This is a genomic window from Vibrio sp. S234-5 (assembly GCF_000960595.1).
Lineage (GTDB): Bacteria > Pseudomonadota > Gammaproteobacteria > Enterobacterales > Vibrionaceae > Vibrio.
On the sequence record NZ_JZAM01000114.1, the window covers coordinates 1 to 20,082 of the forward strand.

The 20,082-nt window shown below is 50.4% G+C and carries 20 protein-coding genes and 3 tRNA genes; 13 read left to right on the forward strand and 10 right to left on the reverse strand.

The annotated features are described in order from the left end of the window. Window positions 1–229: 229 nt before the first annotated feature. From UF06_RS03935 to orn, 4 genes are all read right to left on the reverse strand, one after another. Window positions 230–305: transfer RNA gene (locus UF06_RS03935), tRNA-Gly, on the reverse strand. 33 nt (window positions 306–338) lie between these two features. Further along, a tRNA-Gly gene (locus UF06_RS26745) sits at window positions 339–430 on the reverse strand. Window positions 431–465: 35 nt separating this feature from the next. Further along, window positions 466–541 (reverse strand) — tRNA-Gly (locus UF06_RS03940). A 158-nt stretch (window positions 542–699) separates the two neighbouring features. Further along, complete coding sequence (orn, locus tag UF06_RS03945; protein ID WP_045569281.1) at window positions 700–1,245, reverse strand: oligoribonuclease; 546 nt, start codon at window positions 1,243–1,245, stop codon at window positions 700–702. A 132-nt stretch (window positions 1,246–1,377) separates the two neighbouring features. Here orn and rsgA point away from each other — a divergent pair, with 132 nt between their 5' ends. The 4 genes from rsgA (at window position 1,378) to UF06_RS03965 (ending at window position 5,959) form a co-directional block, all read left to right on the forward strand. Then, window positions 1,378–2,436 carry a small ribosomal subunit biogenesis GTPase RsgA gene (gene rsgA / locus UF06_RS03950; RefSeq protein ID WP_045569282.1) on the forward strand — a complete coding sequence of 353 codons (1,059 nt, stop codon included), beginning with the start codon at window positions 1,378–1,380 and terminating at the stop codon, window positions 2,434–2,436. A gap of 99 nt (window positions 2,437–2,535) precedes the next feature. Further along, window positions 2,536–3,393, forward strand: a complete 858-nt coding sequence (gene asd, locus UF06_RS03955) for an archaetidylserine decarboxylase (RefSeq protein ID WP_045569283.1) — start codon at window positions 2,536–2,538, stop codon at window positions 3,391–3,393. Between the two features lie 181 nt (window positions 3,394–3,574). Continuing rightward, entirely contained in the window at window positions 3,575–4,990 is a 1,416-nt protein-coding gene (locus UF06_RS03960; RefSeq protein ID WP_045569284.1) for an SLC13 family permease, read from the forward strand. An 81-nt stretch (window positions 4,991–5,071) separates the two neighbouring features. Continuing rightward, window positions 5,072–5,959, forward strand: coding sequence for a DMT family transporter (locus UF06_RS03965; RefSeq protein WP_045569285.1), 888 nt, complete (start codon window positions 5,072–5,074; stop codon window positions 5,957–5,959). Between the two features lie 102 nt (window positions 5,960–6,061). Here UF06_RS03965 and gpmM read toward each other — a convergent pair whose 3' ends face one another. Further along, window positions 6,062–7,594: a 2,3-bisphosphoglycerate-independent phosphoglycerate mutase gene (gpmM, locus tag UF06_RS03970; protein ID WP_045569286.1), complete on the reverse strand. Its 1,533-nt coding sequence runs from the start codon at window positions 7,592–7,594 to the stop codon at window positions 6,062–6,064. Between the two features lie 430 nt (window positions 7,595–8,024). On the opposite strand from gpmM, the gene UF06_RS03975 reads away from it, so the two are divergent. From UF06_RS03975 to UF06_RS03995, 5 genes are all read left to right on the forward strand, one after another. Then, entirely contained in the window at window positions 8,025–8,459 is a 435-nt protein-coding gene (locus UF06_RS03975) for a rhodanese-like domain-containing protein (protein WP_039431244.1), read from the forward strand. Between the two features lie 180 nt (window positions 8,460–8,639). Next, entirely contained in the window at window positions 8,640–9,107 is a 468-nt protein-coding gene (gene secB / locus UF06_RS03980) for a protein-export chaperone SecB (protein ID WP_039431246.1), read from the forward strand. A 220-nt stretch (window positions 9,108–9,327) separates the two neighbouring features. Continuing rightward, window positions 9,328–10,365, forward strand: coding sequence for an NAD(P)H-dependent glycerol-3-phosphate dehydrogenase (gene gpsA / locus UF06_RS03985; protein WP_045569287.1), 1,038 nt, complete (start codon window positions 9,328–9,330; stop codon window positions 10,363–10,365). Window positions 10,366–10,403: 38 nt separating this feature from the next. Continuing rightward, complete coding sequence (gene cysE, locus UF06_RS03990; protein WP_039431251.1) at window positions 10,404–11,225, forward strand: serine O-acetyltransferase; 822 nt, start codon at window positions 10,404–10,406, stop codon at window positions 11,223–11,225. A gap of 60 nt (window positions 11,226–11,285) precedes the next feature. Beyond that, entirely contained in the window at window positions 11,286–12,413 is a 1,128-nt protein-coding gene (locus UF06_RS03995; protein WP_045569288.1) for a peptidoglycan DD-metalloendopeptidase family protein, read from the forward strand. Window positions 12,414–12,443: 30 nt separating this feature from the next. On the opposite strand, the gene UF06_RS04000 is transcribed toward UF06_RS03995, so the two are convergent. The 4 genes from UF06_RS04000 to epmA all read right to left on the reverse strand — a co-directional run bounded on the left by UF06_RS04000 (window position 12,444) and on the right by epmA (window position 15,626). Next, complete coding sequence (locus tag UF06_RS04000) at window positions 12,444–13,403, reverse strand: acetyltransferase (RefSeq protein ID WP_045569289.1); 960 nt, start codon at window positions 13,401–13,403, stop codon at window positions 12,444–12,446. Window positions 13,404–13,538: 135 nt separating this feature from the next. Continuing rightward, window positions 13,539–14,174 carry a TetR/AcrR family transcriptional regulator gene (locus UF06_RS04005; RefSeq protein WP_045569290.1) on the reverse strand — a complete coding sequence of 212 codons (636 nt, stop codon included), beginning with the start codon at window positions 14,172–14,174 and terminating at the stop codon, window positions 13,539–13,541. Between the two features lie 99 nt (window positions 14,175–14,273). Beyond that, entirely contained in the window at window positions 14,274–14,645 is a 372-nt protein-coding gene (locus UF06_RS04010; protein ID WP_045569291.1) for a VanZ family protein, read from the reverse strand. A gap of 9 nt (window positions 14,646–14,654) precedes the next feature. After that, the gene (gene epmA / locus UF06_RS04015; RefSeq protein ID WP_045569292.1) at window positions 14,655–15,626 is read right to left on the reverse strand and encodes an elongation factor P--(R)-beta-lysine ligase; all 972 of its coding nucleotides are present in this window, start codon (window positions 15,624–15,626) and stop codon (window positions 14,655–14,657) included. 407 nt (window positions 15,627–16,033) lie between these two features. Here epmA and frdA point away from each other — a divergent pair, with 407 nt between their 5' ends. Genes frdA through frdD form a run of 4 tightly spaced genes read left to right on the forward strand, consistent with a single transcriptional unit; the run spans window position 16,034 to window position 19,384 of the window. Beyond that, on the forward strand, window positions 16,034–17,851 hold the full coding sequence (gene frdA / locus UF06_RS04020) for a fumarate reductase (quinol) flavoprotein subunit (protein ID WP_045569293.1): 1,818 nt from the start codon (window positions 16,034–16,036) through the stop codon (window positions 17,849–17,851). Beyond that, entirely contained in the window at window positions 17,851–18,609 is a 759-nt protein-coding gene (locus tag UF06_RS04025; protein ID WP_045569294.1) for a succinate dehydrogenase/fumarate reductase iron-sulfur subunit, read from the forward strand. The genes frdA and UF06_RS04025 overlap by 1 nt, the downstream gene beginning before the upstream one ends. Window position 18,610: 1 nt before the next feature. After that, entirely contained in the window at window positions 18,611–18,994 is a 384-nt protein-coding gene (gene frdC, locus UF06_RS04030; protein WP_045569295.1) for a fumarate reductase subunit FrdC, read from the forward strand. A gap of 12 nt (window positions 18,995–19,006) precedes the next feature. Continuing rightward, window positions 19,007–19,384, forward strand: coding sequence for a fumarate reductase subunit FrdD (gene frdD, locus UF06_RS04035; RefSeq protein WP_045569296.1), 378 nt, complete (start codon window positions 19,007–19,009; stop codon window positions 19,382–19,384). A 127-nt stretch (window positions 19,385–19,511) separates the two neighbouring features. On the opposite strand, the gene efp is transcribed toward frdD, so the two are convergent. After that, the gene (gene efp, locus UF06_RS04040) at window positions 19,512–20,078 is read right to left on the reverse strand and encodes an elongation factor P (RefSeq protein WP_039431277.1); all 567 of its coding nucleotides are present in this window, start codon (window positions 20,076–20,078) and stop codon (window positions 19,512–19,514) included. Between the last annotated feature and the right edge of the window lie 4 nt (window positions 20,079–20,082).

The window sequence follows — 20,082 nt, forward strand, 5'->3', positions numbered from 1 at the left end:
CAACGACCTTCGGGTTATGAGCCCGACGAGCTACCAAGCTGCTCCATCCCGCGTCCGATATTACCGTTAAGCACGATAAGTACTATACCATTTTACTTAAGAGAAAATGGAGCGACACACGAGGTTCACTTCTTTAAAACAAAAAGGCGTGACCTCAACCTTGGCAAGGTTTGCTCATCAACTGAGTTAGTGTCGCATTTCACCGTTAAGTACGATGACAAATTCAATTTGGAGTGACACACGAGGTTCGAACTCGTGACCTCAACCTTGGCAAGGTTGCGCTCTACCAACTGAGCTAGTGTCGCATTTCATCGTTAAGTACGATGACAACTTCAATTTGGAGCGACACACGAGGTTCCCTTCTTTAAAAACAAAAAGGCGTGACCTCAACCTTGGCAAGGTTGCGCTCTACCAACTGAGCTAGTGTCGCATTTCACCGTTAAGTACGATGACAACTATAAATTCTGGAGCGACACACGAGGTTCGAACTCGTGACCTCAACCTTGGCAAGGTTGCGCTCTACCAACTGAGCTAGTGTCGCATTCACAACGTTTTCCGCTGTTCAGGGCTGCGAATTATAAGAGCATTTCTAAGTGATGCAAGTCCTTTAGTGAAAAAAAACTTAATTTTTTTTTACTCGCTGAAAAAACACCCAAACAAAGCAAAAATTCGCCGCCCAACGAAGAAAGAATCGCCCTATCAGATGTTAAAAATGGTCTGGCGATAGTACTTCAATTCGGCAATCGACTCGCGGATATCATCAAGAGCAAGGTGGGTACCACGCTTTGAAAAACCGGTAAGGATTTCAGGGTTCCAACGCTTCGCCAACTCTTTTAGCGTGCTGACGTCGATGTAACGATAGTGGAAATACTCTTCGAGTTTAGGCATATGGCGGTAAAGAAAACGTCTGTCCTGACCAATACTGTTGCCACAAATTGGCGACACGCCTTGTGGAACCCACTGCTCAAGAAAACGCAGCGTTTGTTCAACTGCTTCCTGCTCCGATACCATGCTGGCACGCACTCGATCAACAAGACCGCTAGCTGTATGTGTATTGGTGCACCACTCATCCATCTTTGCTAACTCTTCATCCGATTGATGAATCGCCAATACTGGTCCTTCCGCTAAAATATTCAGCTCACTATCGGTGACAATAGAGGCGATTTCGATGATTTTATGCGTATCAGGATCTAAACCTGTCATCTCAAGATCGATCCAAATTAAGTTTTGATCGCTAAAAGACATAGAGGAGTTGCCTATTTGTTTGCTGATAAAACGGGTACTATACCTCAAAATAGTGGCAACAAGATACTTCGACAAAAGCGACAAAACCGTCATACTTGTCGCGTTATCGCTCAATCAATTAAGTAACTTATCGTGGCAAAAAAGAAAAAGCTAACCAAAGGTCAAGTACGTCGGGTACGTGACAATCAACAAAAACGTTTGAATAAACCGTCTGATACTGTGCAGTGGGATGAGACCATGCTCGGCGACAGTAAGCGTGGATTGGTGATCACTCGTTTTGGTCAACACGCTGATATTGAAGATCTGGAAAGCGGTGATATCGAGCGCTGCAATCTGCGTCGTGGTATTGAATCACTGGTGTCGGGAGACAAAGTGATTTGGCGAAAAGGGCTCGAATCGATGGCGGGCATTTCTGGGGTGGTGGAAGCTGTAGAGCCAAGGAGTTCGATTTTAACTCGCCCGGACTATTACGACGGCCTTAAGCCAGTTGCGGCCAACATCGATCAGATGATCATCGTTTCTTCCGTCTTACCGGAGCTTTCGCTCAATATTATCGATCGCTATCTCATAGCGGCAGAAACGCTGCATATCGCCCCAATTTTGGTGCTGAACAAGATTGATCTGCTGCAAGATGAGGATCTCAAGCAATACAAAACTTGGTTAACCGAATACGAAAAGATTGGCTACAAAGTCCTATACGTGAGTAAGCGATCGGGCGAAGGCATTGCCGAACTCGAAGCGCAGCTTGGAGAACGCATCAACATTTTCGTCGGTCAATCGGGAGTGGGTAAATCCAGCTTGGTTAATGCGTTAATCCCAGAGCTGGATGTGGAAGAGGGTGAAGTGTCCGAAATGTCTGGCTTGGGCCAACATACCACCACTGCTGCTCGTTTGTATCACATTCCTTCCGGCGGCGACCTGATTGACTCACCCGGTGTGCGTGAGTTTGGTTTGTGGCACCTCGAAGCCGATGAAGTGACCAACGCTTATATCGAATTTCGCCCCTATCTTGGTGCTTGTAAGTTCCGAGATTGCAAACATGGCGATGACCCAGGCTGCATTCTGCGTGAGGCGGTGGAGAAAGGCGAGATCAGCCCCATTCGTTACGAAAACTACCATCGAATCATTGAAAGCATGGCGGAAAATAAAGCCAATCGACAGTATTCGCGCAACAAAAAAGCGGATCTGTAGTTGTGTAAGATTTCGTCACCACTTGCTGACAAGCGAAATAAATTTCAGTAACATCACGCGCCCGAAACAAGAATCACACAAACATTATCGGTATTTACAATGGATAAGATTAAAGTTGGACTGCAGTACTGGATTCCACAACATGGCCTAACTCGCTTAGTGGGTAAACTGGCATCAGCCAAAGCTGGCGGTCTAACCACAGCGATCATTCGCTGGTTCATCAAGCAATACAATGTGAATATGGCAGAAGCGAAACACGCCGATCCTGCTCACTACAAAACCTTCAACGAATTCTTTGTCCGTGAATTAAAAGATGGCGCGCGCCCCATCACTCAAGGTGATGACATCATCACTCATCCGGCTGACGCTTGTGTTAGCCAGTTTGGCCCGATCACCGATGGTCGTCTAATCCAAGCCAAAGGCCATGATTTTTCGGCGCAAGAGCTGCTTGGCGGCGATGCGGCGCTGGCAGAAGAGTTCAAAGACGGCACTTTCGCCACCTTGTATCTTTCACCACGTGATTATCACCGCGTGCATATGCCTTGTGATGGCACCTTGCGTCAGATGATTTACGTTCCTGGCGATCTCTTCTCGGTAAATCCGCTAACGGCTGAAAACGTTCCGAACCTGTTCGCGCGCAACGAGCGTGTAGTGTGTATTTTCGATACGGCTTTCGGTCCGATGGCTCAAGTGTTGGTCGGCGCTACGATTGTCGGCAGTATCGAGCAAATCTGGGCAGGGACGATTACCCCGCCACGTGGCAACACAGTCCACAAATGGGATTACCCAGCTCAGGGACACAACGCGGTGATCCTGAAAAAAGGTGACGAGATGGGCCGCTTTAAACTGGGTTCAACCGTTATCAACCTGTTTGCCAAAGACGCGATTCGCTTCGATGACTCGATGCATAACGGGGCTCAGACACGCCTCGGCACACCTTATGCGCACAAGCAGTAACCGCTAAACAGTGACTGACGAATCAGCCCTTGCACCCAGCAAGGGCTTTTTTTGTTTTTTTGACAAAAAACAAACCATTGGTGGAAAAACAGCGCAAGTTTAGAAACTTCAACCCGCCTCTAAGACGCAAAATTCACAATCGTTTAACCTGATGCCACCGTAAATTGCTAAGGTGCGATGCATGCCAAAACTGACTTCTGACGTGGTATGGAAACTGCTGATCTGTTTTGCCATACCGATTGGCGTCTTGTGGATGCCGATTGATGCAATCCCAATCGACAATCTCACGCTGATCCAACATCGTTTGCTGGCGATTTTCCTGCTCGCAGCGCTGCTTTGGGTCCTCGAACCCGTCCCCGTGTTTGCGACTTCTATTTTGATCATCGCGCTTGAACTGATCATGATATCCAATAAAGGCTTGCACTTTTTTCGTCGCCCGCCCGAAGGGCATGAGCTAGGTAATCTCATCGCCTATACCGATATTTTTTCTGCCTTCTCGTCGCCGATCATCATCTTGTTTATGGGGGGCTTTGCTCTCGCTATCGCCGCGTCTAAATACGAACTGGACAACAACCTTGCACGCGTATTGCTCAAACCCTTTGGCCACCAGCCCAAATTTATTATGCTGGGCCTGATGCTGATCACCGCGGTTTTTTCTATGTTTATGTCCAACACCGCCACCACTGTGATGATGTTGGCGCTACTTGGGCCGATTGTCGCCTCTGCGCCCAAAGGGGACTTAGGTATCAAAGCGCTCGTGCTCTGTATTCCGATTGCGGCGAACACCGGCGGTATTGCAACCCCCATCGGCACGCCGCCCAACGCTATCGCCTTACAGTATCTGACTGGCGCCAACAGCATCGATTTTCTCAGTTGGATGTCGATGGGCCTGCCTTTTGTGTTGGTGCAACTGACCATTGCTTGGTTTTTGCTGCAAAAACTTTTTCCGTCCAACGAAGCGACCATGACGCTTAAGTTGGATGGCAAATTTAAGCGCAGCTGGCGCGCGATAGTGGTTTACATCACCTTTGCGCTAACCATATTGCTGTGGATGACCACGCAAGTGCACGGCATGAACACCTATGTAGTGGCGATCATTCCTCTCGCCGTCTTCACCTTAACAGGCATTATGGGCAAAGAAGAGCTCAAGCAGATCAACTGGGATGTACTCTGGCTGGTCGCCGGGGGAATTGCTATTGGCATCGGTCTAGATAAAACCGGACTGGCAAAAGCGCTGGCGCATGCCATCGACTATCAATCCCTTTCACCCTTTGCAATTGTCGTCGCGCTGTCGTTGGTCTGTTGGTTAATGGCCAATTTTATGTCCAATACCGCCACCGCCAACTTACTCATGCCGATAGCGGCGGCGATTGGCACGTCAATGAGTAGCCTCTCCTCGGTGGGTGGTTTGCAAGGGTTACTGGTCGTGGTGGCTTTTTCAGCGTCACTCGGGATGATTTTGCCAGTGTCAACGCCGCCCAACTCTCTCGCCTACTCGACGGGTCTGATCGAAAGCAAAGACATGGCCAAAGTGGGGCTGTTAGTCGGTGTGATTGGTTTAGCCATCGTTTATGCTGCGGTGCTGATTTTGGGGTAACAAATTCTTCTGCACGCCTCTTTGCTCCTGGGTGAAGTTAAGGCATATTGGTGATCTTTTCGCTTACGGGATCACCTTTCTATGGGATTTGAATGGCTTGCGCTGGCGGCGGCTCTGCTTTGGGCTGTCGCCAGTTTACTTTCTGTCACGCCTGCACAGCACTTAGGCTCGTTTGCCTACAGCCGCTGGCGAATGGGTTGCACAGCCGTGATCCTCTCCAGCATGGCTTGGTTCACAGGTGGCTGGGCGAGTGTCGGGCAAGAACACCTAGTGCCCATGATTCTCTCAGGGCTGATTGGGATTTTTATCGGTGACACGGCGCTGTTTGCTTGCCTCAATCGCATGGGGCCGCGTCAGGCCGGGCTACTTTTTTCTTGTCACGCAGTGTTCTCTACCATCTTGGGCTACTTTCTGTTTAGCGAAACCCTCTCCACGATGGAGTTTATCGGTTCCAGCTTCGTCTTTTCTGGTGTGGTGCTGGCGATATTTTTTGGCCGACGCGGCAGCCGTCAACACAGTTTAGAAACGATCAAAGGCAGTGTTTGGATTGGTGTGGGCTTGGGTTTAACGGCGGCTTTGTGCCAGGCACTCGGCGGAATTATCGCCAAGCCCGTGATGCAAACGGCCATCGACCCCGTCGCCGCCTCCGCAATTCGAATGATCAGTGCCTTCATCGCTCACAGTGCGCTGCGTTTTAGTGGCGCGAAAATCGCGCGGCCAACGCAAACTATGACTTGGCAAATGTTCTACATTACGGCAATCAATGGCTTTCTCGCCATGGCGGTCGGTATGACGCTGATCCTGTATGCCTTGCGAGAAGGCAATGTGGGTATGGTTGCCCTGCTCTCTTCAACCACGCCAATCATGCTGCTACCAATCTTGTGGATCTACACCAAACAGCGTCCAAACCGTTATGCTTGGCTTGGTGCGATCATCGCCGTGACTGGCACAGGAATTTTGGTTCAGTGACCCTCTGTTGGGCAGAGCCTCACCGACAATAATCACTCATCACAATGCACAGATACAAAAAAGCCTGGATTCGTTCCAGGCTTTTTAACACGTTGCTTAGGGTTACTTCACTAGCACTTGGCCCGACATTTCTGCTGGAATTTCCAGACCCGCTAGAGAGAGCATAGTCGGCGCAAGATCAGACAGTTTACCGCCGTCCTTGAACTCCACCGCTTTGTCACCCACGTAGATAAGTGGTACAGGCAGGCTAGTGTGCGCAGTGTGAATACCGCCCGTTTCTGGGTCCACCATCATTTCAGCGTTACCGTGGTCTGCGGTAATCAGCAGTTGACCGCCCACTTCTTTGATTGCGGCAACCACTTTACCCACACTTTCATCCAGTGCTTCAATCGCTTTTTCAGCCGCTTCGTAGACGCCAGTATGGCCAACCATGTCTGCGTTTGGATAGTTACAGATGATGGTGTCGTATTTGCCAGACTTGATGGCGGCAACCAATTTTTCAGTCAGTTCTGGTGAGCTCATTTCTGGCTGCAGATCGTAGGTCGCCACTTTCGGCGAAGCCACGAGTTGACGCTCTTCACCAGCAAATTCGTTTTCTACGCCACCATTGAAGAAGAACGTCACGTGTGCGTATTTCTCTGTTTCAGAGATACGTAGCTGAGTTTGACCCAGTTTTGACAGCCACTCGCCGTAAGTGTTTTCCAACGAGGCAGGTGGAAACGCCGCCGCTAGCGGAATGTCTGCCGCGTATTGCGTCAACATCACGAAATTAACCGCAGGGAATACATCGCGTTCAAAGCTAGCAAAATCCGTGACGAAAGTACGCGTGATTTGACGCGCACGGTCAGCACGGTAGTTCATGAAGATCACCGCGTCGCCATCTTGCATCGCCGCCGTTTCTTGACCTTCTGCTTTGATTTCCGTTGCTTTAACAAACTCATCGTTTTCGCCACGCGCGTACGCTGCTTCAAGGCCCGCAACCGCTGAATCAACCGTAAACTCGGCTTTCGCTTGCGTTAGCAAATCGTACGCCACTTGTACACGATCCCAGTTGTTGTCACGGTCCATCGCGTAGTAACGCCCTACCAGAGACGCCACTCGGCCTTTGCCCAATTTGGCAAACAGATCTTGGAAACGTTTTAGAGAGCCTTCGGCACTGCGAGGGGGGGTGTCACGTCCATCTAGGAAGCAGTGAAGGTAGATTTTCTCAGCGCCACGCTCAGCCGCCATTTCCACTGCCGCGTAGATGTGATCTTCGTGTGAGTGAACGCCACCAGGAGACATCAGACCCATGATGTGAACCGCTTTACCCGCGCTCACCGCAGCGTCAACCGCTTCAACCAGCGCTGGCGTCTGTTGGAATTCACCGTCGAGAATAGATTTGGTGATGCGAGTCAGATCTTGGTAAACCACGCGGCCAGCGCCGATATTCGTGTGGCCCACTTCTGAGTTACCCATTTGACCGTCAGGCAAGCCCACGTCCATACCAGAAGCAGAGATAAGAGTGTTCGGATTGTTCGCAATCAGCGCGTCCATAACCGGTGTTTTTGCGTTTGCAATTGCGTTGTTTGCAGTTTCTTCACGGTAACCGTAACCGTCAAGAATAACCAGAGCCAAAGGCTTCTTAGCAGACATAGTGATGACCTCGTCAAATTTTAGTAACTTTCGGCACAGGGCTCCAAGCCCTAGCATGCCTTGAAACAAAACTAGCGTAATTTTACTACACTTTTGAAGCGGAACTGTAGGATAAGATCAAATTATGTTGGTGATTTCCTGTTGCAATATTACATTGTCAATGGCGATATGTTTGCAACTTACCCCAAAAAGCCCGCTTTTGCCGATTTGTCAGGCGTCAATACCACTATCATTCACCACCCAACACGATTTTAAAAGTGGATATTACCAATCGATCTAATAGCTTTAGCGGGTGTATTTTTGCAACCATTCCCCTAGAAGAGATCCCAATTATTGGTGAGAAAGTATTAACTGACTCGCCAGTCAAGCGGAACCTCGTTATACTCCTTGCCACTTTTATTGTTAGATTTATGCTTCGAGAACTAGGAACATGCAAGAGTACATCGAGTTTTTTCAGCAGAACATGATTATGTCGCTGGCGTGGGTTGGCATCTTTATCGCTCTGATCATGAGCTTTGTAAAATCAGCCACTGCGGCTTACAAAGTGATCGGTGTGAATGATATGACCACACTGATCAACCGACAAAATGGCGTGGTGGTCGATATCCGCACCAAAGACGAGTTCAAAAAAGGTCATATCACCGACGCAGTTCACATTTTGCCATCAGAAATCAAGGCGGGTAATTTCGCTGGTCTTGAAAACCACAAATCAGACCCAATCATCGTTGTATGCAAGACGGGTCAAACCGCCCAAGAAAGTGCAAACCTACTGGCTAAAGCCGGTTTTGAGAATGTAAACCTGCTCAGAAATGGTTTGATTGCCTGGAGTGAAGCGAACCTGCCCCTGGTACGCAGCAAACGTTAATCACCATCCAATCTTGGCTGACTGACTAAAATCAGCGCAGTCAGCCAAGAAAGATGTGACGTTTGGCACGGAATTAAGGCTTCTTCTAGTCATCATTGTGTGGCTCGGTTAGTCTCAAGGCAGACACATTCAAGGCATATACTGACACGCCTGAATTTACGATTATTGAAGGATTTAAAAATGGCTGAAGCAGCACCGCAAGACAACCAACAACAGTTTGCAATTCAACGTATCTTCCTAAAAGACGTTTCTTTTGAAGCACCTAACTCACCAATGATGTTCCAAAAAGATTGGAACCCAGACGTGAAACTGGATCTCGACACGCAAAGCCGTGAGCTAGGCGAAGGCGTTTATGAAGTGGTTTTACGTCTGACTGTGACAGTGAAAAACGCTGAAGAAACGGCATTCCTATGTGAAGTGCAACAAGGTGGTATTTTCACTGCAGAGAAAATGGAAGCTGGTCAGTTAGCTCATTGCCTAGGCGCATTCTGCCCGAACATTCTCTTCCCATACGCGCGCGAGACCATCTCAAGCTTGGTGGTTAAAGGGACGTTCCCACAACTAAACCTAGCACCCGTTAACTTCGATGCTCTGTTTATGAACTACCTGCAACAGCAAGCGGCCCAACAAGGTGCCACTGAGGAATAAGTCCCTCTTTTTGTGACTTTTCCCGATCAGATTGACTAAAATGCACAGCGCATCTCACACCGATGTTATGTGCATTTTTTGTTTCACCCACAATGGTATGTGGCAACACCACAAACAAAGGCGTGACAACGCTCTTTGAGGGTAAAGTAATTTGTCCAGAGCGGTAACGTTTCACGTTATACTCGCTCCATCTTTCTCCAACCAACCATCAGGCTACAGCATGACACAATCTCAGGTGACTAACGCGTACAACAAAGCGATTTCCATGACGGTGATTGGCGCAGGCTCCTACGGAACCTCTTTGGCGATCTCACTTTCCCGTAACGGAGCAAATGTGATCCTTTGGGGACACGATCCTGAGCACATGGCGACTCTGGAAGCGGATCGCGAAAACCGCGTTTTTCTTCCGGGTATCGAATTTCCACCGAGCCTGATCGTGGAATCGGATCTGCAAAAAGCGGTGCAAGCGAGCCGCGATCTTTTGGTCGTGGTGCCAAGCCACGTGTTTGGTCAAGTGCTCAACAGCCTCCAGCCTTATCTGCGTGCCGATTCACGCATTTGCTGGGCAACCAAAGGCTTAGAGCCTGAAACGGGGCGACTGCTGAAAGATGTGGCGTTTGATGCGCTGGGAGAGAACTACTCTTTGGCGGTACTGTCTGGGCCAACCTTTGCTAAAGAGCTTGCCGCAGGCATGCCGACCGCCATTTCTGTGGCGTCACCTGACGCACAATTTGTTGCCGACCTGCAAGAAAAGATCCATTGCAGTAAAACCTTCCGCGTTTACGCTAACCGTGATTTTACTGGCATGCAACTTGGCGGCGCGGTCAAAAACGTCATTGCCATCGGAGCGGGTATGTCCGATGGTATCGGGTTTGGTGCTAATGCGCGTACGGCCTTGATCACTCGTGGCTTGGCGGAGATGTGTCGCCTCGGCGCCGCACTTGGCGCTCAACCAGAAACCTTTATGGGCATGGCCGGATTGGGCGATCTGGTCTTGACCTGCACCGACAACCAATCGCGTAACCGCCGCTTTGGCTTGGCCTTGGGCCAAGGCAAAGATGTCGATACCGCACAACAAGAGATCGGCCAAGTGGTCGAAGGCTATCGCAACACCAAGGAAGTGTGGATGCTGGCACAACGCATGGGCGTAGAGATGCCGATTGTTGACCAGATCTATCAAGTATTGTATCAAGGAAAGGATGCGCGTCTGGCCGCTCAAGACTTATTGGCGCGCGACAAGAAATCCGAAGGAAAATAATCAGGAAAAGCGCAAGTGGTTTGTGCAAAGAAGGCCCAATGAAACACTGTGAGAAAAAAAACGTCTGGCAGGGGATTGTCAGAGAAGCGCGTCAATTGTCCGAGCAAGAGCCGATGCTGGCCAGCTTTTACCACGCGACCATCATTAAACACGACAGTCTGGGTGCGGCCCTGAGTTATATTCTGGCCAACAAACTCAACACCGCGTCCATGCCAGCGATGGCCGTGCGTGAAGTGGTGGAAGAGGCTTTTGCCGCCGATCCCAACATTACCGATTCTGCGGCGTGTGACATCTGCGCGACAGTCAACCGTGACCCGGCCGTCTCGATGTATTCCATTCCGCTGCTGTATCTCAAAGGTTATCACGCGCTGCAAGGCTACCGCGTGGCCAACTGGCTTTGGAAGCAGGGCCGCTTCGCCCTTGCCACTTACTTGCAAAACCAAATTTCAGTCGCCTGCCAGGTCGACATCCATCCTGCGGCGCGCATTGGTAAAGGCATCATGCTTGACCACGCAACGGGGATCGTCATTGGTGAAACGGCGGTGGTCGAAGACGACGTTTCTATTTTGCAAGACGTGACGCTTGGCGGTACAGGCAAAGAGTGCGGTGATCGTCACCCGAAAATTCGCGAAGGCGTGATGATTGGCGCTGGAGCCAAAATTCTTGGCAATATCGAAGTCGGCGAAGGAGCGAAAATCGGCTCTTGTTCCGTGGTGTTACAACCCGTTCCGCCACATACAACGGTGGCTGGTGTGCCTGCACGTATCGTTGGGCGCCCCAGAACCGACAAACCGTCATTCGATATGGACCAAGGTTTTAACGGCAAAACGCAAAACTTCATCGATGGTGACGGCATATGATGCACGTCGATAGGGCGATTGGCGCGGCTTTTTAACCTTCCAACTCAGGAAAGAACGTACGTGGTAAAACAGAAATCAACTCTTTCAAGCTCCTTGCTGATTTCCCTCGGCGTTCTTCTACTTTTTCCTAGTACAGCTTCTCTGGCGGCCTCCGATTCCGAATTGCAAGGCGTCAAAGGCGAAATCTCACGCCAGCAGAAATCGCTTTCAACCCAAGAAAAACAGTTGGACGATTTACAAAAGTCACTGAAAGAGCAAGAGCTGGGCATTAACCAACTGGAGAAAGAGATCGCCCAGTCGCGTCAGGCGCTCGCCACCTCGCGCGCTAACATTGGGAAATTGGAAGAACGTATCGATGAGTTGGAGACGCAAAAAAAGCGCCAAACCGAACGTTTAGCGGAGCTGCTGCAAACCTACTACGTGACGCAACGCGCCAAGTCGTCCGTTTCACTCCTTAACCAAGGAGTGGAGCAAGATCGCATCAGTCAATATTTTCAATACCTTGCCAAAGCACGCAGCGAAACTATCTCGCAGTTGGAAACCACCAGCGCTGAGTTAGAGCACAGTAAACAGCAAAAATTGCTAGAACAAGGGCAAATCGAAGCTCTACTCAAACAGCAATCGGCGAAACGCGATCAACTGGCGAAAACCCAGTCACAGCGCAAGAAAACGCTCGGTAGCATCCGGCAAAGCATTGCGGATGACAAAAACTATCTGGCAGAGCTGCAACGAAACGAAACACGCCTGAAAGCGGAAATGGCCAAAGCGGCCAAACGCAACGCCATTCCTATGGACGGCCTTGAGCGGCAAAAAGGCAAGCTGCCTTGGCCGCTTAAAGGGAGTGTGCTGCATAGTTTCGGCACCCGCCAAACCGGGCAGATCAACTGGAAAGGTGTGGTACTTTCGGCCACCTATGGGCAGCAGGTCAAAGCCGTCTACCCGGGAACGGTGGTATTTGCAGAGTACTTGCGCGGCTACGGTTTGGTGGTGCTGCTTGATCACGGCAAAGGTGACATGACGCTGTACGGCTACAACCAAGCCCTGCTGAAAAAAGAGGGAGACAAAGTGACCGCTGGCGAAGTGATCGCACTGGCCGGAGACACGGGCGGGCAAAATCGTCCTTCGCTCTATTTCGAGATCCGCCGCAACAGTGAGGCACAAAACCCGAGACACTGGATGGTGCGCTAATCGCTGTCGCACCTTAGCCGCCTATCCGTTTTATTGGTCGTAATACGCTTGCAACAGTTCGATTAAACGCTCAACCTGATTTTTATCCAAGGCATTAATCCCTGCCGCCGCCGCTCGTCCTCCGCCGGTGGAGAACTGAGCACAAATCTCCCCCGCCCCTTGTTTATTGTTGAGTGGTGCGCGCAGCGATACGGTGTACGAGTCACCCTGATTGTGCGTGAGCACAGCATGCGCGCGGCTGGGCTCTTGATTGGCGAGCCAGTTGCCATACACACCGCTGATGCGACGCGACCACGCACAGTCTGGCAATAAGGTCACCGACACTCGACCGCAACAATAGAGCGGCTCAATCGCTTGTGCCGCGGCCATGTCTTGCTGATACGCGCTTTGCAACTGATAAAAGGCGGAGTTCATATCCGCCAACACATCAAACGGTGAAGCGTAGCGGCTGAGATGTTGGTAAAGGTGGGCGGGATGAAAATGCAGGTCGTCAATCTGCTCACCGTAGCCGTTGTAGTTGATTAAGGTGCCGAGTTCTCGCAGCTGCGCTTGCTGGGTCGGACTAAGCCCCGCCTGTTCTGCCAAGGCATTGGCTTTAACAATCAAATTGTCGCCATACGCCGCAGTGATGGCCCAATGATGAAAGCGCCCAGCGAGCAGACGGTCAATAATCAGCGCGGTACAAGTATCCGCATCAAGATCGATGTGCGCGTATAACGAAGCGTGCTGAGGGATCGGACCAGACTGATGATGATCGGCGTAAAAAACCTCAGCGCCATTCGCCAGAGCACGTTCGAGACCAACACGGTTTTTCTCCATCGAGAGATCGAGCACCGTCAGCGTGTCACCCACTTTCGCCGTCACTTGTTCGAGCAACTGGATATCGCGTTTAACCCCGGTAATCAGCGTCGACGTTGTGGGATGGGCGAAGCGCCATTGCAGCAAAGCAATAATGCCATCAGCATCGCCGTTAAAAATATCGTAGTTCATCCGTCAATAACATCCCTATCCAATTGATTCTCTGGCGTATTGTTACTTCGGCAATATAAAAGTCAAAGACCATAAAGCCATGAGTCATAGCCTATGGTCATATCAGCACTACGTTTTGTACAGAACTGGTGAAAACTAAACGTGCAGAGCGCGAATCCCATCTTCAAACAGCAGCAACTGTTCCATGCCTTGTTCGGTGGCAACGGGTTTGACCACGGCCAACATCTGCAACATCCCTTGGCGGACAACTTGTTCTGTGATCGCCACTTTCAGCGACATCGCGGACTGATAAGCCAGCCAACTGCTGGCAATCAGATGCAGCGTTCTCACCAATGAGGTCAACTCCGTTTTCTCTAAACTGAGCAGCTCAAGTTCAACAAACTCTTGCATGATCGCCACCAAGTTAGCTTGGAGCTTCTCCTGCACTTGAATGTACTGCTCGTGCAGCTGCTCATCGCGGGAGAGAATTTCTGGCAAATTGGCGTAAAAGAAACGGTATTTCCACATCAAGGTGAAAATGGAGTCCAAGTAGTGCTTCAACAGGGTCAGGCTCTCTTGCTGCCCTTGCACTGGCGCGAATCGCTCAAGTAGCTCCTGCGCGTAGAGGGTGAAAATTTCGCGCACAATTTCTTGTTTATTGCGAAAGTGGTAATAAAGGTTGCCTGGGCTGATTTCAACATGCTCAGCAATGTGATTGGTGGTGATACTCCTTTCCCCATGGCGGTTAAAGAGTTCCAAGGCTCCGTAAACGATCTTCTCACGTGTTTTCATTATTATGTTGTAATCCCTTTCCTAGAAAGATAAGTCGGCGTTGGCGCATCCACCTTTCATACCGAACTGACACGTGCGGCGCGGAAAGAGATCAACGTCCTAGCCGCTTGAGTATATCGATTTCACCGTACGATATCGACAAACGAGGTAGAGCTTATACGTTAGTAAGCCTAGTATAATTCCGCACAGATTGGCCAACAGATCCAACCAGGAAGACTCACGACCAACCAAGCCTTGAACCACCTCTATCCCAGCACTGAAGAGCAGAATGCCTGCCGCCGCGAGGCAGCGGCGTCGCCAAGAGCGAATCAGATAAGCAGCCAAAAGCGAGAAGCAGCAATACGCCGCCATATGCTGCAATTTATCGAGATGAGCCAAGCTACCCCATTGTTGCCAGCTGCTGGATGGACGCAATGACAATACGGCGATAACCGCAGCATACAGCAAAAGTAACGCGCATTTTTTTAGCATCTGGCACGCTCAAGCAATCGGAAAAGGAAAAGCGGTCACTTGATCGATGTGATCGCACCCCAGCGCCAGCATGATCAAACGATCAACCCCGAGCGCCACGCCGGCACACTCTGGCAGGCCAGATTGCAACGCCGCGATCAAATGATAATCAATCGGTTGTTCCGCCAAGCCCATCTCAACACGTTTGCGGTTATCTTGCTCAAATCGGCGTAACTGCTCTTGTGCGTTGTCGAGTTCATGGAAACCGTTCGCCAGTTCGATCCCTTTGAAATAGACCTCAAAACGATCCGCCACGCGCGGATCGCTTGGGTTGATCTTAGCCAGCGCCGCTTGTGAAGCGGGAAAATCGTAGACAAATGCAGGCACTTGCTGGCCAATTTTTCCTTCGACCCCGATGCTAAACAGCAACTGTAGCAAAGTATCGCGATCTTCTTCTGCCTCGGCGATATCACTCAAACCTAACTCAGAGGCGCTGAGTTTGAGCTCAGTCATGCTCGCCTGCAACGGGCAAACCCCTAATACGCGCAGAAACGCTTCTTGGTAGGTCATACGCTCGGCAGGGGCTGTGCTCAATACCAATTGCAACAGCTCGTCCATTTCATCCATCAGCGCGTGGTGGTCAAAGCCGACACGATACCATTCGAGCATGGTGAATTCTGGATTGTGATAACGACCATTCTCTTCATTGCGAAACGCCTTGCCGAGTTGATAAATGCAGCCACTGCCCGCTGCCAGCAGGCGTTTCATATGAAACTCAGGGCTAGTCATGAGAAACAGTGGGCTCCCTTGCGCATAGCCGGGCCCGACAAACTGAGTTTGAAAGGTGTGCAAATGCACATCCGTGACGGTCGCATGACTCATGGCGGGCGTATCCACTTCCAGCACATTACGCTGGGCAAAAAATTGACGAATGCGCGCGATCAGCGCGGCGCGCTGGCGCAATTGCGGGATAGAAGCAGTAGGTTGCCAATCAGTCGACATCTTGGGTTACTCATATGGATAGCTAGGGCATGGAAGTTACCAGCTTTTTGCCCCTTTGCAAGCGCTGGCGAGTAAGGTAACAAGCGCAAAATTTACGTAGTACAACACATAAATCGTGCTAGTTCTTCCCCCTGTATTGAGCAGGAAAATTGTCGGCAACATTCGGTTAACACCTTGTTCCGCAAAGGCTTGAGCCACAAAATCCCTTGGCCGTGATAAGTATCACATAACGTGTAAATTCTATGCTCATATTTGCATTTCCGCTGCAAAAACCTAAATACATCAATTTTTCTCCTGCGCGGCTCTTCTACACTAACCGTACTACTTTTGGGGAATATGGCCCGCCCAGTTTCTCAAGCTCACAATAACAAGCGGATTACCCCGCACTCACACACTGGAGGATAACTGTGCAAACCATTATCACAGATATCGCGGTCATCGGCGCTGGCGGCGCTGGTCTTCGTACTGCTATTGCAGCGGCTGAAGCAAACCCAGATCTGGAAGTCGCACTGATTTCTAAGGTCTACCCAATGCGCTCCCATACGGTCGCCGCAGAAGGTGGCTCAGCAGCAGTTATCAAGGATGAGGATAGCCTGGACAACCACTTCAACGATACCGTTGGCGGTGGTGACTGGCTTTGTGAACAGGATGTTGTTGAATACTTTGTTGCCAATGCAACCCGAGAAATGATCCAGATGGAGCAATGGGGTTGTCCTTGGAGCCGGAAAGAAAACGGGGAAGTCAACGTGCGTCGCTTCGGCGGCATGAAGGTTGAACGGACTTGGTTTGCGGCTGACAAAACGGGTTTCCACATGCTGCACACCCTCTTCCAAACTTCCATGAAGTACTCCAACATCAAGCGCTTTGACGAATATTTTGTGGTCGATCTGCTGGTTGATGAGGGTGAAGTGCAAGGGCTGATTGCTATCCATATGTCGGAAGGCGAACTGGTCACCATCAAAGCCAAATCCGTAGTACTGGCGACGGGTGGTGCGGGTCGCGTTTACCACTGTAACACCAACGGCGGTATTGTAACCGGTGACGGCATGGCGATGGCTTATCGCCACGGTGTGCCGCTGCGTGACATGGAATTTGTGCAATACCACCCAACTGGCCTACCTGGCACGGGCATTCTGATGACCGAAGGCTGCCGAGGTGAAGGCGGTATTATCGTCAATAAAAACGGCTATCGTTACCTGCAAGACTACGGCATGGGCCCGGAAACACCAGTTGGTCAGCCGAAGAACAAATACATGGAGCTTGGCCCACGCGATAAAGTGTCACAAGCGTTCTGGCACGAACAGCAAAAAGGCAACACCATCAAACACCCTCTTGGTGATGTGGTACACCTTGACCTGCGCCACTTAGGTGAAGAGTACCTGCAAGAGCGTCTACCGTTTATTTGTGAACTCGCCAAAGCGTACGTCAACGTCGACCCCGCCAAAGAGCCGATCCCCATTCGTCCAACCGTGCACTACACCATGGGCGGTATCGAGACCGATAAAGAGTGTGAAACCCGAATCAAAGGTCTGTTCGCCGTCGGTGAATGTGCCTCTGTTGGTCTACACGGTGCCAACCGTCTGGGCTCTAACTCGCTGGCCGAGTTCGTGGTGTTTGGCCGCGTCGCTGGGGAAAACGCAGTGAAACGTGCAGGAGAATTCAAAGGCTGGAACGAAGCGTCAATTGCCGAGCAAGTCAAAGCGGTTGAAGCACGCATTGCGGCACTGATGAACCAAGAAGGCGATGAAAACTGGGCAGACATCCGCACGGAAATGGGTCACACCATGGAAGCGGGCTGTGGTATCTACCGTCAAGAAGATTTGATGCAGGCCACCATCGACAAAATCACTGAGCTAAAAGCACGTTACAAACGCATCAGCATCAAAGACAAAGGCAAGGTGTTCAACACCGATCTTCTCTACGCCATCGAAGTCGGTTACGGCCTAGAAGTGGCGGAAGCGATGGTTCACTCTGCGATTTTACGTAAAGAATCTCGCGGTGCTCACCAACGCCTTGACGATGGTTGTACCGAGCGTGACGACGTGAACTTCCTGAAACACTCACTGGCCTTCTACCAAGCTGACAATGCGCCAAGCATCAGCTACAGCGATGTGAAGATCACTAAATCTCAGCCGAAAGCGCGTCTGTATGGCGAAGCGGCAGAGAAAGCCGCCGCTGAAGAAGCCGCCAAAGCCGCCGAGAAAAATGCAGAGGAGCAAGCATAATGTCAGCCAATCGCATTCAAAAAGTAGACATTCTGCGTTACGACCCAGCAACCGACGCAGAACCGTACTTCCAAGCCTTTGAAGTGCCATTTGATGACACTATGTCGGTGCTTGATGCACTCGGTTATGTCAAAGACCACTTGGATAAACACCTTTCCTACCGCTGGTCATGCCGAATGGCGATTTGTGGCTCATGCGGCATCATGGCCAACGGCGTGCCAAAACTGGCATGTAAGAGCTTTTTGCGTGACTACCCAGATGGGGTGAAGATCGAGCCACTCGCCAACTTCCCAATCGAGAAAGACTTGATTGTCGATATGACGCCGTTTATTGAACGTCTTGAAGCAATCAAACCTTACATCATCGGTAATGATCGTAAACCTGAAGATGGCACCAACTTGCAAACTCCAGAACAGATGGCGAGATACAAACAGTTCGCTGGCTGCATCAACTGTGGTTTGTGCTACGCGGCCTGTCCGCAGTTCGGCCTCAATCCTGAGTTTATCGGCCCTGCGGCCTTGACGCTGGCTCACCGCTACAACTTGGACAGCCGTGACAACGGTAAAGCTGAACGTATGAAGCTGATCAACGGTGAAAACGGCGCGTGGGGCTGTACGTTTGTCGGCTACTGCTCAGAAGTGTGTCCAAAACACGTTGACCCAGCGGCAGCGGTTAACCAAGGCAAAGTCGAGTCGTCGATGGACTTTGTTATCGCCATGCTAAAACCTGACGGCACACCAAAGAAAGTGGAGGCTTAGGATGAGTAACCGTAAACCTTATGTTCGCGAAATCAAACGCACTTGGTGGAAGAGTCATCCTTTCTACCGTTTTTACATGCTGCGTGAAGCAACCGTGCTTCCGCTGATCCTTTTCACTCTCTTCCTTACTTTTGGTTTGGGTGCTTTAGTGAAGGGACCAGAGGCATGGCAAACTTGGCTGGCGTTCATGGCCAATCCGCTGGTGATCGCCATCAATATCGTGGCTTTGGCGGGTAGCTTACTGCACGCGCAAACCTTCTTTAGCATGATGCCGCAAGTGATGCCGATCCGTCTCGGTGGCAAATTAGTGGATAAGAAAATCATCGTGTTGGCACAATGGGCCGCCGTGGCCTTGATTTCGCTGATCGTTCTCGTTGTGGTGTAAGGAGCTTTGACTATGAAACCCAATTATTCCGTAAATACCGCACCGAAACGTTCTGATGAGCCAATTTGGTGGAGCCTGTTTGGTGCTGGCGGTACTTGGTTTGCCATGATCACCCCCGTAACAGTGCTCGTTCTGGGTATTCTTGCCCCGCTTGGCATTATCGATGCGCAAGCGTTAAGTTACGAACGCGTAGTCAGTTTCGCCACCAGCATTATCGGTGCCCTGTTTATCATCGGCACCTTAGCACTGCCGATGTGGCATGCGATGCACCGTGTTCACCACGGCATGCATGACTTGAAAATCCACGCTGGTGTGGTGGGCAAAATTGGCTGCTACGCCTTTGCTGGCCTCATTTCAGCCCTCGCGGTGGTGTTTCTTTTCATGCTGTAAGGCTTTTCCAAGCACACCAATCTAAGCAAACAAAAAGCTGGCGATTTCGCGCCAGCTTTTTTTCTGTGCGGCGGGTATAGCTGACAGAAAAAAGGCCGCCGAAGCGACCTTAATCTAAGGTGAAAAATTATTTTACACGGCCAACGTATTCACCACTGCGAGTGTCCACTTTGATCACTTCGCCGATTTGGATGAAGAGCGGAACGCGAACAACCGCACCGGTTGATAGCGTTGCTGGCTTGCCGCCTGTGCCTTGAGTATCGCCTTTCAGGCCAGGATCGGTTTCAGTCACTTCCAATTCAACGAAGTTTGGTGGTGTCACCGCGATTGGGTTACCATTCCACAGAGTCAGCATACAGCTGTTGTTTTCTACCAACCACTTCACACTCTCACCAACCGCTTTCGCATCAGCAGCAATCTGTTCGAAGGTTTGATTGTTCATAAAGTGGTAGAATTCGCCGTCTGAATAGAGATAATCTAGGTCGATATCCATAACGTCTGCGACCTCACAGGTGTCGCCAGACTTAAATGTTTTTTCTAGCACTTTACCAGAAAGAAGTTTACGAATTTTAACACGGTTGAATGCCTGACCTTTACCCGGCTTCACGTATTCGTTTTCTAGAATTACGCAAGGCTCGCTGTCAATCATAAGTTTCAGACCGCCTTTAAATTCATTGGTGCTAACTGTAGCCATTTTT

Bases quoted from the DNA above. Each gene is read 5' to 3' on its own strand.
- gpsA (WP_045569287.1), top strand. From the start codon at position 9,328: ATGACACAATCTCAGGTGACTAACGCGTACAACAAAGCGATTTCCATG.
- UF06_RS03960 (WP_045569284.1), top strand. From the start codon at position 3,575: ATGCCAAAACTGACTTCTGACGTGGTATGGAAACTGCTGATCTGTTTT.
- UF06_RS04025 (WP_045569294.1), top strand. From the start codon at position 17,851: ATGTCAGCCAATCGCATTCAAAAAGTAGACATTCTGCGTTACGACCCA.
- asd (WP_045569283.1), top strand. From the start codon at position 2,536: ATGGATAAGATTAAAGTTGGACTGCAGTACTGGATTCCACAACATGGC.
- secB (WP_039431246.1), top strand. From the start codon at position 8,640: ATGGCTGAAGCAGCACCGCAAGACAACCAACAACAGTTTGCAATTCAA.
- UF06_RS04000 (WP_045569289.1), bottom strand. From the start codon at position 13,403: ATGAACTACGATATTTTTAACGGCGATGCTGATGGCATTATTGCTTTG.
- frdC (WP_045569295.1), top strand. From the start codon at position 18,611: ATGAGTAACCGTAAACCTTATGTTCGCGAAATCAAACGCACTTGGTGG.
- UF06_RS04010 (WP_045569291.1), bottom strand. From the start codon at position 14,645: ATGCTAAAAAAATGCGCGTTACTTTTGCTGTATGCTGCGGTTATCGCC.
- gpmM (WP_045569286.1), bottom strand. From the start codon at position 7,594: ATGTCTGCTAAGAAGCCTTTGGCTCTGGTTATTCTTGACGGTTACGGT.
- UF06_RS04005 (WP_045569290.1), bottom strand. From the start codon at position 14,174: ATGAAAACACGTGAGAAGATCGTTTACGGAGCCTTGGAACTCTTTAAC.
- frdD (WP_045569296.1), top strand. From the start codon at position 19,007: ATGAAACCCAATTATTCCGTAAATACCGCACCGAAACGTTCTGATGAG.
- epmA (WP_045569292.1), bottom strand. From the start codon at position 15,626: ATGTCGACTGATTGGCAACCTACTGCTTCTATCCCGCAATTGCGCCAG.
- efp (WP_039431277.1), bottom strand. From the start codon at position 20,078: ATGGCTACAGTTAGCACCAATGAATTTAAAGGCGGTCTGAAACTTATG.
- UF06_RS03965 (WP_045569285.1), top strand. From the start codon at position 5,072: ATGGGATTTGAATGGCTTGCGCTGGCGGCGGCTCTGCTTTGGGCTGTC.
- orn (WP_045569281.1), bottom strand. From the start codon at position 1,245: ATGTCTTTTAGCGATCAAAACTTAATTTGGATCGATCTTGAGATGACA.
- UF06_RS03975 (WP_039431244.1), top strand. From the start codon at position 8,025: ATGCAAGAGTACATCGAGTTTTTTCAGCAGAACATGATTATGTCGCTG.
- cysE (WP_039431251.1), top strand. From the start codon at position 10,404: ATGAAACACTGTGAGAAAAAAAACGTCTGGCAGGGGATTGTCAGAGAA.